The following is a 14,143-nucleotide window of genomic DNA, read 5'->3' as shown; positions in this document are numbered from 1 at the left end:
TCAGGCCTGGGGGACGAGCGGGACATCCGACACCTCGTGATCGCGGGCGGCGTCGTGCCTTGCCTCGCGATAGGCCGCCACGACCGGCGGTGTGGCGATTTCTTCGGGAACGACGAAAAGCCCCCGCCCCCAGGGGCGGGAGGTCGCGGCGATCAGCACCGGCGCTGCGATCATCGGCAGCGCCACGGGCAAGAGCCACAACAGAAGGTCGGGCGCCACCCAACGCATCGAGATCAACGCGCCCGCGCCGGTGAGACTGATCCAGCGCGTCGCACGCCACGCCTGCGCAAGGCTCAGCCGGCCCTCGCCGCGCGCGGTTGCCGGCCAGCCGCCATCCTGGCCGGCCAGAACCTCGATCACGGCGCGGCACTGGAACATCAGCATCACGGGCGCGATCAGGGCCGTCATCGCCGTCTCGGCCAGAACCGAAAACGCCGATCGCAGGGCGCCGCCATGACCGCCTGCCCGCCCCGTCACGACGGCCTCGCCGAGAATGAGCAACTTGGGCAGCAGCAGCAGACCGCCGATCCCGATCACCAGCGCGGCGATCTGGTGGGTCCGGTCGTCGGGAAAGACCGGGAAAAGCTGTCGCGCCTCGGGAAAATAGTCAGGCTGCGCGGCGGTCATGGCGGCGAGGAACGACACGACGAGGAACGCGGCCCAGGCCAGCGCGACGAGATAGGACACGATCCCCTGCACAAAGACGAACCTGCTCCACGGTTTCAGCCCCGGCGCCCCCAGCAGGCGCATGTGTTGCAGGTTGCCCTGGCACCAGCGCCGGTCGCGCCGGGCAAAGGCCAGCAGGTTCTCGGGACCTTCCTCGTAGGAGCCGCCGATCCGGGGGTCCATCTCGACCCGCCAGCCGCCGCGCGCCAAGAGGGCCGCCTCGACATAGTCGTGGCTGAGGATGGTGCCGCCGAAGGGGGGCGGCCCCTGCAACTCGGGCAGGCCGCAGCATTGCGACAGGGCGCGCACGCGGACGATCGCGTTATGCCCCCAGAACGGCCCAGTCGCCCCCTGAAGCCGCGCGAGACCGCGCGAAAAGACCGCCGAGTGAAAGCCAGCGGCGAATTGCATCGCCCGCCCGAAGATCGAGCTGGCCCCCGTGATCCGCGGCAGGGTCTGTAGCAGCCCGAGTCCGGGATCGGCCTCCATCCGGGCGATCATGTGGGCGATGGTCTCGCCCTCCATCAGGCTGTCGGCGTCGAGGATCACGACATGCTCGTAGGCCCCGCCAGAGCGGCGGATGAAATCCTCGATATTGCCCGCCTTGCGGCCGTAACGCTCGGTGCGGTTGCGGTAATAGACGGCGGGGAACCCCGGCCGTGCGTCGAAAAGCGGAGAGAGCATCACCTGCTCGCGCACCACCGCGGCCTCGCCCGACGTATCGGACAGGATGATGAAATCGGGCGAGATCCCGGCCGCGCGGACCGAGGCGCGCATCGCCTGCACCCTCGCGCGGACCGCGGCGGGGTCTTCGTTGCAGATCGGGATCAGGATGGCGACCGGCGGAGGGGCGCAATCCGGCGGGTCCATGCGCGGCAACGGGGGCAGCCGCCGCAGCCCCAGGAACGCCTGCGCGGCCCCCCATGCCAGCCACGCGGTCGTCAGCAGGATGAAGACGACGCGCAGCGCGTCCCAGACCAGCACCGAGTCGGTGCCGGCCCGCGCAAGGGTCGCGGCCGCCGCCACCGCGCAGAACGCGGCAAAGGTCAGCGCCGCGATGCGACAGCGCCGCGTCGCGCCGGGGCGCAGATATGGGGCTGCGTCACGCATTCTTGTGGAACAGCTGCGCCATCAGCAGGCCGATCAGCGACGGCCGCGCCTGCTCTAGGCACTGGCGCGGCATGTCCAGCGGCGCGTTGGGCATCGCGGGGATGGAAGGCCCCGTTACGGGCCCGGCGGGTTCCTGTGTCACTCTCTGATCCATTGATAGACCCATGTCTCCGTCAGCGCCCGCGCGTCGAGCGCCAGATCGGCCTTCAGTTCGACGGTGGAGCCGCGTTCCGCGGAAACCTCGATCACGAGACGCCATAGGCCGTTTTCGCCATTCTCGACGCGCTGCAAGACCTCGCCTTCTACGGTTCCGTTCGAGACGGTAACGCGCGGCTTAACATCCGTCCGCGGCGAGAGTTCCGCCAGCGGACCGCCGGCAAAGTCGATCACGAATTTCCGCAGGTCCTTGCGCGGCTCCACGCCGGCCACGCCGCCGAAACCGGCAAGAGTCCGCGTGACCCGGCCCAGCTCGGTCCGGGCCGGTGCCGGGTCCATGCCCCAGTGAAGACGATAGGACAGGCTCAGGTCGTCGCCCGCGGCGAAATCGCGCTCGGGGATCCAGAAGGCCACGATGTTGTCGTTCGCCTCGAGTTCCGAGGGGATCTCGATCAGGCGGATGGTGCCGGTGCCCCAATCCTCGAGCGGCTCGACCATCAGCGACGGGCGCAGCTCGTAATGCGCGCCCGCGTCGAGATAGTCCGCAAACTCGCGATGCCGCTGCACGAGGCCGAAGGCGCGCGGCGATTGCGCGCCGAAATACGAGTTGGCAAGCTGCGGCGGGTTGTTCAACGGCCGGACAAAGCGCGTCTCGCCGAGGTCGAGCACCAGCGCCTCGCTGTCATGGACGCGGTGCCGGTAATCCTGGAACGGGCCTTCGTCGTTCGGCCCGAAGAGGAACATCGAGGTCAGCGGCGCGATGCCCAGTTGCGCGACATCGCGGCGGAAGAACAGCCGCAGCGTCACGTCCATCACGGTCGTCATGCCGGGCGACACGACGAACCGATAGGCGCCCGTGACCGACGGGCTTTCGAGCAGCGCGTGGATCGACACCGAATCGCTGCCGTCATCACCGCGTTCGAGCCAGAACTCGCTAAAGCGCGGAAACTCCTCGTCGCCGGCGATGGCGGTGTTCACGGCCAGCCCGCGCGCGCTGATGCCGTAAAGGTTATCCTGCCCCAGCGCCCGGAAATAGCTCGCCCCGAGGAAGGACAGCACTTCGTCGAGACGATCGGGCGCGTTGAGCGCCGCGTTCACCCGAAAGCCCGCGACGCCCGGCAGATCGGTCTGCGGGGGGATCACCTCTTTCGCGGCGCCGGAATAGATGAAGTCGGCGGCGGTAAAGCTCAGCGGGTACTCCTGGCCCTCGACCACCTCGTGAAGCGTCACGGTCTCTGCGAACAGCCAGCCCGGATGATAGGCGTGAACGACCGGCCCCGGCGCCCTGTCGGCCCAGCGCGCGTTCCTGTCGCGGAACCGGATCAGGCGATAGGTATCGTAATCGAGGTTCGAGAACGGCGCGCCCAGCGGCTCGGGGGCGGCGTACTCCTGAGCGGCGGCACGGCGCGCACGCTCGACCAGCGCGTCATAGGAAAAGGGCGTGCCTTCGGGGGTCTGTGCCCGACCCGCCGGGGCCAGCGCGGCGGATGCCAGGGCCGAGCCGCCAAGCCACAGCATTGCGCGGCGGGTCATGGAAAAGCCGGTAGCGGAAAGACGCATGGGGTGTTCTCGGACATATTGCTGCGACGCGGAAATGGTGAGTCTCGCGGGTCTTTGCAAACCCCGTCGCCGGGCATGGGCGTAATTTCGCCTCGCGCGGGTCCGGGGCGCGGCGATCCGCGCAGTTGGCCATATCGGCCGATGCGCTAGAATAGAAAAGAGTAAATCGGAGCCTGCGCGATGCCCAGATACCTTGCCCTTGCCGCAATCGTCATGGCCCCTGCCGTGGCACTGGCGGAACCCGCGCGATACGAGCTCGACCCCGAACACACGACCGTCGCCTTTCTGGTCGATCATGTCGGCTATGCCGGGACGCTGGGGCTGTTCGCCGAAGTTTCCGGCAGTTTTACCTACGACATGGAAACCCAGGACCTGAGCGATCTGGTCGTCACCGTCAGGACAGACAGCATCGAGACGCTGAACGATGCCCGCGACGGGCATGTCCGGTCGGGCGATTTCCTCGATGTCGAGGCGCATCCCGAAATGGTGTTCACCGCGCAGAGCGGCACGCCCGAAACCGACACCACCGGACAGGTCGCCGGCGAGCTGACGCTTTTGGGCCAGACCCACCCGCTTGTCCTCGATGTCACGCTGAACAAGGCCGAGGCCTATCCGTTCGGACACAAGCGGTTCACGCTGGGCCTGACCGCACGCGGCAGTCTCATGCGCAGCGACTGGGGCATGACCTATGGCGTCGAGAACGGGCTGGTCGGGGACGAGGTGCAACTCATCCTCGAGACCGAGGCGATGCGCGTCGACGACTGAGCGGCGCGGCCTCAGCCCTTTACCGCGCCCGAGATCAGCGCCGAGACGATCATCCGCTGCAACAGCACGAAGACCGCCACGGCCGGCAGCACTGCGATCAGGCAGGCCGCCGCTAAAAGCTGCGTCGTCGAGGCGCTGATCGACCCGGCGAAGTTGAAGATCGCGACCGAGATCGGCCAGTCGGCGTCGCGTTCGAGCAGGATGAACGGAATGAGGAACTGCGACCAGTTCATCACCATCGCGAGGATGAAGGCCGAGGCGATGCCCGAGCGCGCCAGCGGCAGCGTGATCCGCGCCAGCGTCTGCACCCGCGACGCCCCGTCGATCGACGCGGCCTCTTCGAGCTCGATCGGGATGGCGTCGAAGGCCACCTTGAGCAGCCACACCGCCAGCGGCATCCCGAGCGCGCCATAGACCGCGATCACCGAGAGATCGCGGTTGAGCAGGTCGAGCGCCGACATCCACCGGTAAAGCGGCACCAACAGGACCAGTGGCGAGATCATCTGCACGGCCAGCAGGCCCAAGAGCACCGCCATCTTGCCGCGAAAATCGAACCGCGAGCACGCATAGGCGGCGGGGATCGCCAGAACCACCGCCAGCGCGGCCCCCGATGCCGACAGTTTCAACCCGTTCCAGAGATAGACGAGGAATGCCGGATCCGAGAGAATGGCGCCGAAATTGGCCAATGTCGGCTCGGCGGGGATGAACCGCGCGGCGCCGCGATAGACCTCGGCCGGCGTCCGCAGCGCGAGGCTCAGCAGCCACGCAAAGGGCACCGCAAAGAACAACGCGAGCATACCCAGCAAGGCATAGGTTGCCGCATCCCCCCATCGGGCCCCAGTCATGACGGGTTCCGCCCGCCCGCGGCGAGGACCGCCAGCGTCATGCCGAGCCCCAGCACGAACAGAAGCACCGCGAGGACGCTGCCGCCCGCAAGGTCGAGATTGTAGAAGACCGTGTTGAAGGTGAAGAGCGACAGAACCTCGGTCGCCCGGCCCGGCCCACCGCCCGTCAGCGCGAGGATCGAGTCGAACGTGTTGAGCGTCTGCACCGAGACCAGCACCGTGTTCACAGCGATGGCCCGGCGCAGCAACGGCAGGGTGATCGAGCGAAAGACGCGCCACGGGCCCGCGGCGTCGAGCGCGGCGACCTCGTAGAGGACCGGGTCGATGCCGCGGCGCGCGGCGTAAAAGACGATCATCGAGAACGCGGTGCCTTGCCAGACATTCGCGATCACCGCCGAGACCAGCGCCATCTGCGGATCGGAAAGCCACGCCACCGGCCCGAGCCCCGCATAGCCCAGCAGGCTGTTCAGGGTGCCGTAAGGCGCCTCGTCGAAGAGCATCCGCCAGATCAGGCCGTTGGCGATACCGGGCACCACCCATGCCGCCAGCACCAGCGTGCGAAAGGCGGCCATGCCGGGCAGCTCACGCCCCTCTCCCCGCACGATGGTCAGCGCAATGACGAGCCCCACGACCTGCAACGCCACCACGTTCACGCCGACGAAGATCAGCGTGGTGCCCAGCACCTCGGGCAAAGCCGGGTCGCTCAGGACACCGCGCAGCGCCTCGGTCGAAAAGCCCGACGCGGGACGCACCATCGTCGCGTCGCTGAGCGCCAGCCGCGCCACGTCGAGAACCGGCACGGCATAGAACGCCGCCAGCACGAGGACCGCGGGCGCCAGCCACGGCACGGGCTGCGCAAAGCCCGCGCCCGGCCCGCGGTCGGGGCGTGCCGTCACTGGCGGTCATAGGCGGCCTGCACCGCATCCGCCGCAGCATCGAGCGCGGCCTCGGGTTCGGCGGTGCCCGACAGCACGTCGCCCAGCATGATCTGGATCTGGTTCGAGATTTCGGGATAGATCGCCGCCCCCGGTCGCGCGACGCCGTTCTGCAACGCCTCGGCAAAGAGGTCGAACTCGGGGCCGTCATAGGCGTCATAGCGGTCGTAGATCGCGGCCGAGGTCGGCAGGAGACCCTGCGCCGCGTTGCCCGGACCGGCATAGATCTCCTTGGCGATCTCGCCGCAAAGGCGGCGCTTGGCCTCGTCAGGCGACAGGGCGGCGATGGTCCAGCCGCCGGTTCCGGTCGCCCGCTCGTCCTCGGTGGGGCCGGGCAGTTCCGACACCGCCCAATCGGCGAATTGCTCGGCCGGCAGGGTGGCGCGAAGCTGTCCGTATTGCCAGTTGCCGCCGACGAACATCGCCGCCGTGCCGGCGGCCGCCGCCGCGTTGAACGCGTCGTAATCGGTGATCGCCGTGACGCGCGCGGGGGCCGCGCCGCTTTCGACGAGGTCGCGGTAGAAGGCGACGGCGCGCAGCATCTTTTCGCGGTTCTCGCCCTCGGCAAAGACCGGCGCGCCGTCATCGTCCACGAGTCGGCCCCCCTGCGCCCAGAAATGCGCGAGCCAGTCGAAGGCCGTGCCCTCCCACCGGCCGCCGTTGAACAGCACGCCTTCGCGGCCCGCATCCACCGCGGCAAGCCCGGCCTCGCGCAAGGCCTCCCACGTCTGGGGCGCGTCGGGCACGATCGAGGTGTCGCGATACAGAACGCGCAGATCGGTAAACCACCACCAGGCGAGAACCTCGCCGGCCTCGTTCGTCACGGCCTCGCGCACATAGGGAAACAGGTCGGCGATTTCGTCGTCCGAGAACACCATGTTCATGGGTTGCAGCGTGCCGGTCTGCTTGAACAGCGCGAGCTGGCTCGAATCGATCATCGCGCAATCGGGGCCGCGCCCCGCCTGGGTCTGCTGCAAGAGCCGCGCCTGCTCCTGCCCGATATTGCCGGTCTGGAGCTGGGTCTCGATCTTCCAGTCGGGACGGGCCCGGATGAAGTCGGTGAAGAGATCCTCGAACGTGGCCTTGGTCGCCGGGTCGGACGAATAGAGGTCATAGGCGGTCAGCCGAAAGGTCAGCGTGTTCGGCGCATCCGGCAGGCCGACGCGGTTGCGCGTCACAAGCTCCTGCGCCTGGGCCAGGGCAGGTGCGGCAGCCAGCGCCGCCGCGAGGATCAGTGTCTTCATCGGGTCTCTCCTGTCGGTGCCTCGAAGGCCGTCGTCATTATTGCGCGAATATCCTGCATCGGTAGCACAGGCGCATCGGGTGTCGGGATCATACCTCGGCTGAAATGCGCCGCGGGCAAGCGGTCGAGCAGCGACGGATCGCGCGAGATCACATGCACCGGGACATCGGGCGGCGCGTCCTGCCCGGTCAAGAGCGGTGCGGGCTGGTGGTCGCCGAGGATGACGAACAGGGTGTCCTCGTCATCATTCGCGATATATTGCCCCGCGATTTCAAGCGCGTAGTCCAGCGATTTCGAATACTGGGCGCGGAACGTCTCGGGGGCGGACCAGACCTCGCGCGGGGTGCCCCCGTCGCGGAGCGTACCGTCAAAGATCGACCCGTCGCCGACCGCCTCCCATGCGACGATCCGCGGCAGCGGCGTCCAGGGCGCATGCGAGGTGACGAGCGCGATCTCGATCATGTCCGGCCCCGGCGCGCGTAGCATCCTGTCCATGGCGGTCCATGTGTACTGATCGGGCATCGTCACCCATTCGAACGGCTTGCCCGCATAATCCAGCGCCTCGGCGTCGAGGGTGATGTCATAGCCGAACCAGCCCGCTTCGGGCCAGTCGAGCGTGATCGCCGGCATGGCCGCCCCGGTCCGCCAGCCCGCGCGCCGGAACAACTCGTTCAGCGATGCGCGGTCCGACGTGATCAGGCGGTCGTACCGCGTCTGGCTGTCCACCCAAAGCCCGGAAAGAAGCGTCCCGTGGCTCAGCCAGCTTTGGCCGCCACGCGTCGGCGCCGCGGCCCAGGCGCTGCGCATGTGCCACCCCGCCTCGGCCAATCGCCGCTCGACCGCTTCGAGCCGCGGAACGGCGGTTTCGGCGAATTGCGGATCGTCGAGCCATGACCGGCCATAGGACTCGACGAAGGCAAGGATCACGTCGTAACCGTCCAGCGCCGCAAAGCGCGGCGCCGGCGTCGGCGCCTCGTCCAGCGCCTCCGTAAAGGCTGCCAGATCGGCGACACCGCGCGTCATCCGCGCGATCTGGCCGGCCACGACGGGCGTCGCCGCGAACGGGGCGGATTGCGGCGCCACCACCGCCACGAGGACGGCCACCATGGGCAGCGCGACCGTCACCCCGCGCCCGGCCCGCCCGATGCGCGGGATCCGCGCGAGGCTGATCCACAAGAGCCACCCGACCGCCGCAAGCGCGGTCAGGATCGCGAGGATATATCCCAGAGCCTCGACCCGCCCGACGCTCGAGGCCAGCAGTCCCCAGCCCGACACGAGCAGATGCATGTCCAGCAGCGGGTTGAACGGCCGGCTGAAGGCCGCATAGGTTCCCAGATCGGCCACGCGCAACACGACAAGCGCCAGCGCCAGCACGACGACCAGCATCCGAAGCCCCCGCGCGGGAAAGAGCGCGACGGCCAGCAGGACGGCCGGAAGCTCCCATGTCGGCTGGAGGAATCGCGCAAGCGTCAGGCCCGCCGGGTGCGACGGCATGACGATCGCCACATGCAGGATCGCCACCGCCAAGGCGCAGAACACCACCGTCGAGATGCGCGAGGCGGTCATTCGGGCGCCCCCCGGCCCCTGTCGCGAACGCCGGTCTTTTCACCCCGGATCAGCAGCGGGATGCCCGGCGCCGCGGCGATCATCATAGCAACGCCGAACAGGATGCCCGCCGCCACCCCCGCCGAGCCGGCCGCGCCCGCGACCGGGAATAGCGCCGCGGCCGCGCCCTCGCGCCAGCCCCATCCGGCGATGCCCAGCGGGATGACCATCGCGGTGAGGATCAGCGGCACGATCAAGAGCGCCGCGCCGGGCGACAGCACCACGCCCACGGCACGCGCGCAGGCGGCGAAAGCGGCCACGTTCAACAGCGCCGCGCCCAGCGACAGCGTCGCGTGCGCCGCCTTGATCCGTCCGGTCGGCAGGCACCGCGACACCAGCGCCGCGATCCGTCCGCGCCGCAGGAACGCAAAGGCGAAGGCCCCCACCGCGACGACGCAAAGCCCGGCCACGGCGATCCCGCGGGCGAGATCGGGCGGCAGGCTCAACCCATGGGGGGACAGCACCGCCCATCCGAGGCCCGCGGCCCCGACCACCAACAGGCCGACCTGGCCCGCGGCGCGTTCGAGGACCACCGCCTGTGCCGCGCGCTTCAGCCCCTGCTCGCCCGCCCTGGACCGGACCGCGCGCGCCCCGTCGCCCACCATGCCGCCGGGCACGGTCAGGTTGACGATCTGCGCCACGAGATATTCCCGCAGGGCCCAGCCAAGGGAAAAATGCAGCCCGAGGCACCGCCCGACAAGCTGCCATCGCCACGCCATCAGCGCGGTCTGCGCCAGCAGGCACGCGATCGCCGCGACCATCCAGGTCGGCTCGGCCGAGCGCAGACGCGCCCCGATATCCGCGCTGCCAAAGGCCCACAGCAAGAGCCCCAGGAGAACGAGGCCGATCAGGATCCTGAGCGCGACACTCATCCCCGTTTCGCCAGCCATCGGATATCGATCGCAAAGGACCACAGGACCAGCGCCGCGGCGGCAATGGCGACGGGCCGCACGAGACCGTCGGGAAAGACCGGAACGGTGAGCGCGACCAGCGCCGCGATCTGGATCACGCAAACCGTCTTGCGCCGCATGCTGTCGAAAAGAGGCGCGCCCAGCCAAGGCCAGACCTGCCTGGCCGCGACAAAGACATAGCGCGCGGCGCCCAGAACGATCAGCTCGACCCCCGCCTCGCGATGCGCCCAGAGGATGGCGGCCAGCACCGCCGCCAGGGCGGAATCGACCTCGAGATCGTAGCGCGCGCCAAAGCCCGAGCTGAGGCCCTGCCGCCTTGCCAGCCACCCATCGAGCCCGTCGAGGCACAGCGCGAACGCCGCCAGCCCGACCACCGCCCAGTCGACCCAGCCCGGCCGGCCCGCCGGGGCGAGGATGGCGGCCGAGATCGCGGCGGTCAGCGCGAGCCGCGACGTGGTGATCAGGTTGGCCCCGCCGAGCCGTTCATGCGGATAGCTCCGGATCATGGCGCGCGATGCCAGCGCGATGCCTCCCGCAAGGACGAGAACCGTGATCGCAACGCCCCGCGGTGCGAGCGCCCAGGCCAGCAACAGCGCCGGCAGGGCCAGGACGGCCCCGCTGACGATCAACCGGGCCGGGGCGTTGCGGTCGGCCGCAAAGGCCGAGATCATGCTCATCCCCGCGCCTCCCCACGCAGACGCACCCGCGCGAACAGGGGGCGATGGTCGGACGCCGCGCGGATCGCCGGACTGTCGAGCGCGACGGCATCGCCCACGCAGCCGGGGGCGGACAGGACACGGTCGAGCGCGAGCAGGGGCCGCCCCGCCGGAAAGGTCCGAACCGTCGGCCCCGAAAGCGCCATGCCCGAAAGCGCCGGGGCAAGCGCCAAGCCACCCCAGGGGCGCCATTCGTTCAGATCGCCGAGCAGGATGGTTTGCATGGGCGCACGCCTCGCTATGACCTGGCCGATCAGACGGATCTGAACCGCACGCAGCGCCTGTAAAAGAGAGAGATGGCAGGACACGATGCGCACCCGCGAACCGCCCAGTCGCGCTTCTACTAGCACGGCCGCACGCGGGCAATGGCCCGGCAGCTCGACGATCCGGTGAAAGTCGATTTGCAGATCGGGGTCGATATGGACGATATTCCCGAGATACCCGCCGCTCTCGCCGCCCCACCGCATATCGGAACGGTCGTGAACGCTGCGCAGACCGGTCTGCCGCTCGATCCACGCCCGGTCGAGCAGCGCCCGGTGCGGGGGATCGTCGCTATCGGCCTCTTGCAGGGCCAGAACGCCGGGGCGACGGGATGCGACCTCGTGTGCGATGACGCTCTCGACCCGGCGCGCATCCGCGATGCCGTCCTGCCCGACGGTGCGGTGAACGTTCCATGTCAGGACCGGCAGGGATTCCATGTCGAGGGTCGATCCGGCTTTGGTGCGGCAGGCGGGTGCTGGCCCGGTCGTAGCATGACCAACGGGGCGGCCAATCCGATTGTTTCACCGGCCGGGCGGCTCGGGCGTGGAACCTCGGGCGTCGGCAAGCGCTGATTTCGGACAGTCGAACGCAGAGGGGGCCGTGAGATGGCGAAGTTCGAGATTGGCGATCACGTATGCTGGAACTCGGAGGCGGGTCACGTCTCGGGCAGGATCAGCGCCATCCATACGAGCGATTTCGAGTACAAGGGCCACACGAGACGCGCGTCGGAGGATGAGCCGCAATACGAGATCGAGAGCGACAAGACCGATCATGTCGCGGCCCACAAGGAAAGCGCCCTGACACGGATCGACTGAGGCACTACCCGGCCGGCGATCTCTGACCTTGCGCGACGGAGCAATGCGCCCCGCACATTCCGTCTATGCCCGGTGCCTGAATTGAACCGCAGGACGGATCGTGCCTATACCGACCGCGTCCGAGTATTCCGGCCGCGCGGCTTCGCCCCGCCATGGGCCTGACGGCGCAACGGCATGAACCTGCGCAACCCCGTCAGCCGCAACTGCATGGCCGTTCCGGCCGGAACAGGGAAAGGCTTTGCCATGACGGATCACATGCCCGATATAGCGACCCCCGCGGGACGCGACCTGCGCGCCTATACCGACGAATTGCGGCCGCGGCACCGCGTGATCGAAAACGACGCCGGCTATTGGGTCCTGCTCAGACATGCCGATGTCGTGGCCGCCGCCCTGGACGACGTCACGTTCTCCAGCGATGTGTCGCGTTTCCTGCAGGTTCCGAACGGCCTTGACGGTGACGAACACACGCGGTTCCGCCGCATCGTCGACCGGTACCTGACCCGCACCGCGCTGGAGCCGTTCGTGCCGGTGTTCGAGCGGATCGCCGCCGAACTCGTCGCGGCATTGCCGCGCGGCAAGCCGGTCGACGCCGTGAGCGAGATCGGCGCGGTCTTTGCGGTCCGCGCGCAATGCGCGTGGCTTGGCTGGCCCGCCGATCTGGAACCGCGCCTTCTGTCGTGGATGGAGGCGAACCACGCCGCGACCCGATCCGGCGACCTCGAGCGCACCGCGGAGGTGGCCGGGCAGTTCGACGCGATCATCCGATCCGTGCTGGCGCCGCGCCTGGCCGATCCCGACGCGGCGCCCGACGACGTGACCACGCGGCTCTGCCGCGAAACCGTCGACGGCCGGGCGTTGACCGAGGCGGAAACGGTCTCGATTCTGCGCAACTGGACCGGGGGCGATCTGGGGTCGATCGCGCTTTGCGTGGGTGTGCTGATCGCGCATGTGACCAAAGAACCGGCGATCGCGCAGCGTTTGAGAAGTGCATCGGATGCCGAGACCGATGCGATCATCGACGAGATCCTGCGCCTCGACGATCCTTTCGTGTCGAACCGGCGGATCACGACCTGCCCCGTGCGGATCGGCGGCAAGGATCTGCCGGCCAATGCCCGCGTGAAGCTGCACTGGACATCGGCCAATCGCGACGAAGCCGTTTTCGGCGACGGCTTTGCGCCCGAAGCGAACGCGGCCGCCAACCTGGTCTACGGCATCGGCCGCCACGTTTGCCCCGGACGGCTCCTGGCGACCTGGCAATTGCGCATAGCGCTCCGCGCGATCCTCGATGCGGTTGACAGCCTTGCTTTCGCACCGGGCAAAGACCCCGAGCGAGAGGTTTCCCCCGTCGGCGGATATCGCCGGGTGCCGATCGTCCTGCGCTGACCGGACGGCGGGGCGCGCAGGCGTGACGACGCGGGGGGTAACTCCTGGAAAACCGCCGCGCCATCGTCCGCATGGCGGCCCATGGCCGCTCAGTCGTTCAGAACGGCCATGTTGTCCGGTTCCCAACCGATCCAGATCAGGTCGTCATCGACCGATTGCCCGGTCTGCACGTCGACATAGGCTTTGAGAAGCACGTCACCGTCGCCCACCGCGACCTGTACCGCCATTCGGCTGCCGAGGAAGGTCTTGCCGACCACGCGCCCCTGCACGGCGTTCGCGGTTTGCGGACGCTCGGCGCTGAAGCCGAGCTTTTCCAGGCGGACCGATGCCGTGATCGGCTGGCCCTTTCCGGGGATGCCGGCGGGCGCCGTTCCCAGCAATGTCGTGTTTTCCCAGTCCATCACGACCTTGTCGCCCTCGGTGCCGCGCATCTGGCCCGAGAGCAGGTTGGTCTCGCCGATGAATTCGGCCACGAAACGGCTCGCCGGGCGGAAATACAGCTCTTCGGGGGTGCCGTCCTGCTCGACCTTGCCCTTGTTCATGACCACGATCCGGTCGGACATGGTCAGCGCTTCTTCTTGGTCATGCGTGACGAAGAAGAATGTTTTCCGCGTGCGGCGTTGGATCGATTTCAGTTCCTGCTGAACCTGGCCGCGGAGCTTTGCATCGAGCGCGCCCAGCGGCTCGTCCAGCAGCAAGAGCGCCGGGTCGGGGGCAAGGGCGCGCGCCAGTGCCACCCGCTGCCGCTGGCCGCCCGAAAGCTGAAGGGGATAGCGCGAGGCATAGGATTCGAGCTCGAGAAATGACATGATCTCTTCGGACCGGCGCCTGATCTCGGATCTGCTCATCCCCTTGAGCTCGAGCCCGAAGGCCACGTTCTGCGCCACGGTCATGTGCGGGAACAGCGCGTAGTCCTGGAACACCATGTTCACATGCCGCTTTTCCGGCGGTTGCCGGGTCACGTCCTCGCCGTCGAGGATCACCCGCCCGGTCGTCGGACGCTCGAACCCGCCGAGGATGCGCAGCGTGGTTGACTTGCCGCAGCCCGACGGGCCGAGAAAGGTGACGAACTCGCCCTTGGCGATGTCCAGCGTCAGGTTGTCCAGCGCGACGGTATCGCCGAAATGCTTGGACAGACCTTCGATGCGGACAAGCGGCGTCTGGTCGGACAT

At 68.4% G+C, this 14,143-nt stretch carries 14 protein-coding genes; 3 read left to right on the top strand and 11 right to left on the bottom strand.

Annotated elements, in window-relative coordinates:
* From mdoH to E2L08_RS05025, 3 genes are read right to left on the bottom strand one after another with little or no spacing between them, the layout of a single operon-like run.
* The gene (gene mdoH / locus E2L08_RS05030) at window positions 1–1,776 is read right to left on the bottom strand and encodes a glucans biosynthesis glucosyltransferase MdoH (protein WP_133395973.1); all 1,776 of its coding nucleotides are present in this window, start codon (window positions 1,774–1,776) and stop codon (window positions 1–3) included.
* Window positions 1,769–1,918: a hypothetical protein gene (locus E2L08_RS16945; RefSeq protein ID WP_168771050.1), complete on the bottom strand. Its 150-nt coding sequence runs from the start codon at window positions 1,916–1,918 to the stop codon at window positions 1,769–1,771. The genes mdoH and E2L08_RS16945 overlap by 8 nt, the downstream gene beginning before the upstream one ends.
* The gene (locus E2L08_RS05025) at window positions 1,915–3,465 is read right to left on the bottom strand and encodes an OpgD/OpgG family glucan biosynthesis protein (RefSeq protein ID WP_133396143.1); all 1,551 of its coding nucleotides are present in this window, start codon (window positions 3,463–3,465) and stop codon (window positions 1,915–1,917) included. The genes E2L08_RS16945 and E2L08_RS05025 overlap by 4 nt, the downstream gene beginning before the upstream one ends.
* 207 nt (window positions 3,466–3,672) lie before the next feature.
* Here E2L08_RS05025 and E2L08_RS05020 point away from each other — a divergent pair, with 207 nt between their 5' ends.
* Complete coding sequence (locus E2L08_RS05020; protein WP_133395972.1) at window positions 3,673–4,257, top strand: YceI family protein; 585 nt, start codon at window positions 3,673–3,675, stop codon at window positions 4,255–4,257.
* A gap of 11 nt (window positions 4,258–4,268) precedes the next feature.
* On the opposite strand, the gene E2L08_RS05015 is transcribed toward E2L08_RS05020, so the two are convergent.
* The 7 genes from E2L08_RS05015 to E2L08_RS04985 are packed head-to-tail and all read right to left on the bottom strand — an operon-like array spanning window position 4,269 to window position 11,210.
* A complete protein-coding gene (locus E2L08_RS05015) occupies window positions 4,269–5,102 on the bottom strand; it encodes a carbohydrate ABC transporter permease (protein WP_133395971.1) in 834 nt (277 codons plus the stop codon).
* On the bottom strand, window positions 5,099–5,998 hold the full coding sequence (locus E2L08_RS05010) for a carbohydrate ABC transporter permease (RefSeq protein WP_133395970.1): 900 nt from the start codon (window positions 5,996–5,998) through the stop codon (window positions 5,099–5,101). The genes E2L08_RS05015 and E2L08_RS05010 overlap by 4 nt, the downstream gene beginning before the upstream one ends.
* Window positions 5,995–7,281 carry an extracellular solute-binding protein gene (locus E2L08_RS05005; protein ID WP_133395969.1) on the bottom strand — a complete coding sequence of 429 codons (1,287 nt, stop codon included), beginning with the start codon at window positions 7,279–7,281 and terminating at the stop codon, window positions 5,995–5,997. Before E2L08_RS05005 ends, E2L08_RS05010 begins: the two co-directional genes overlap by 4 nt.
* Complete coding sequence (locus E2L08_RS05000; RefSeq protein ID WP_133395968.1) at window positions 7,278–8,846, bottom strand: alkaline phosphatase family protein; 1,569 nt, start codon at window positions 8,844–8,846, stop codon at window positions 7,278–7,280. Before E2L08_RS05000 ends, E2L08_RS05005 begins: the two co-directional genes overlap by 4 nt.
* Window positions 8,843–9,775 carry a lysylphosphatidylglycerol synthase transmembrane domain-containing protein gene (locus E2L08_RS04995; protein ID WP_240758118.1) on the bottom strand — a complete coding sequence of 311 codons (933 nt, stop codon included), beginning with the start codon at window positions 9,773–9,775 and terminating at the stop codon, window positions 8,843–8,845. The genes E2L08_RS05000 and E2L08_RS04995 overlap by 4 nt, the downstream gene beginning before the upstream one ends.
* Window positions 9,754–10,473 carry a CDP-alcohol phosphatidyltransferase family protein gene (locus tag E2L08_RS04990; RefSeq protein ID WP_240758117.1) on the bottom strand — a complete coding sequence of 240 codons (720 nt, stop codon included), beginning with the start codon at window positions 10,471–10,473 and terminating at the stop codon, window positions 9,754–9,756. Before E2L08_RS04990 ends, E2L08_RS04995 begins: the two co-directional genes overlap by 22 nt.
* Window positions 10,470–11,210 (bottom strand): endonuclease/exonuclease/phosphatase family protein, encoded by a 741-nt coding sequence (locus tag E2L08_RS04985; protein WP_133395967.1) that lies wholly within the window; start codon window positions 11,208–11,210, stop codon window positions 10,470–10,472. The genes E2L08_RS04990 and E2L08_RS04985 overlap by 4 nt, the downstream gene beginning before the upstream one ends.
* Before the next feature lie 168 nt (window positions 11,211–11,378).
* On the opposite strand from E2L08_RS04985, the gene E2L08_RS04980 reads away from it, so the two are divergent.
* The gene (locus E2L08_RS04980; RefSeq protein ID WP_133395966.1) at window positions 11,379–11,588 is read left to right on the top strand and encodes a hypervirulence associated TUDOR domain-containing protein; all 210 of its coding nucleotides are present in this window, start codon (window positions 11,379–11,381) and stop codon (window positions 11,586–11,588) included.
* A 174-nt stretch (window positions 11,589–11,762) separates the two neighbouring features.
* Window positions 11,763–12,971: a cytochrome P450 gene (locus E2L08_RS04975; protein ID WP_206076967.1), complete on the top strand. Its 1,209-nt coding sequence runs from the start codon at window positions 11,763–11,765 to the stop codon at window positions 12,969–12,971.
* A gap of 89 nt (window positions 12,972–13,060) precedes the next feature.
* Here E2L08_RS04975 and E2L08_RS04970 read toward each other — a convergent pair whose 3' ends face one another.
* The gene (locus E2L08_RS04970; protein ID WP_133395965.1) at window positions 13,061–14,143 is read right to left on the bottom strand and encodes an ABC transporter ATP-binding protein; all 1,083 of its coding nucleotides are present in this window, start codon (window positions 14,141–14,143) and stop codon (window positions 13,061–13,063) included.

The organism is Palleronia sediminis, from assembly GCF_004358695.1.
Lineage (GTDB): Bacteria > Pseudomonadota > Alphaproteobacteria > Rhodobacterales > Rhodobacteraceae > Palleronia > Palleronia sediminis.
Note: the sequence above shows the minus strand (reverse complement) of the source record. Positions and strands in the feature narration are given on the sequence as shown.

What these genes read in the sequence shown, in the direction of transcription:
- E2L08_RS04985 (WP_133395967.1), bottom strand. Translation starts at nt 11,210, where the DNA reads ATGGAATCCCTGCCGGTCCTGACATGGAACGTTCACCGCACCGTCGGG.
- mdoH (WP_133395973.1), bottom strand. Translation starts at nt 1,776, where the DNA reads ATGCGTGACGCAGCCCCATATCTGCGCCCCGGCGCGACGCGGCGCTGT.
- E2L08_RS05015 (WP_133395971.1), bottom strand. Translation starts at nt 5,102, where the DNA reads ATGACTGGGGCCCGATGGGGGGATGCGGCAACCTATGCCTTGCTGGGT.
- E2L08_RS05025 (WP_133396143.1), bottom strand. Translation starts at nt 3,465, where the DNA reads ATGACCCGCCGCGCAATGCTGTGGCTTGGCGGCTCGGCCCTGGCATCC.
- E2L08_RS04995 (WP_240758118.1), bottom strand. Translation starts at nt 9,775, where the DNA reads ATGGCTGGCGAAACGGGGATGAGTGTCGCGCTCAGGATCCTGATCGGC.
- E2L08_RS04970 (WP_133395965.1), bottom strand. Translation starts at nt 14,143, where the DNA reads ATGTCCGACCAGACGCCGCTTGTCCGCATCGAAGGTCTGTCCAAGCAT.
- E2L08_RS04975 (WP_206076967.1), top strand. Translation starts at nt 11,763, where the DNA reads ATGAACCTGCGCAACCCCGTCAGCCGCAACTGCATGGCCGTTCCGGCC.
- E2L08_RS05020 (WP_133395972.1), top strand. Translation starts at nt 3,673, where the DNA reads ATGCCCAGATACCTTGCCCTTGCCGCAATCGTCATGGCCCCTGCCGTG.
- E2L08_RS05005 (WP_133395969.1), bottom strand. Translation starts at nt 7,281, where the DNA reads ATGAAGACACTGATCCTCGCGGCGGCGCTGGCTGCCGCACCTGCCCTG.
- E2L08_RS04980 (WP_133395966.1), top strand. Translation starts at nt 11,379, where the DNA reads ATGGCGAAGTTCGAGATTGGCGATCACGTATGCTGGAACTCGGAGGCG.
- E2L08_RS04990 (WP_240758117.1), bottom strand. Translation starts at nt 10,473, where the DNA reads ATGAGCATGATCTCGGCCTTTGCGGCCGACCGCAACGCCCCGGCCCGG.
- E2L08_RS05000 (WP_133395968.1), bottom strand. Translation starts at nt 8,846, where the DNA reads ATGACCGCCTCGCGCATCTCGACGGTGGTGTTCTGCGCCTTGGCGGTG.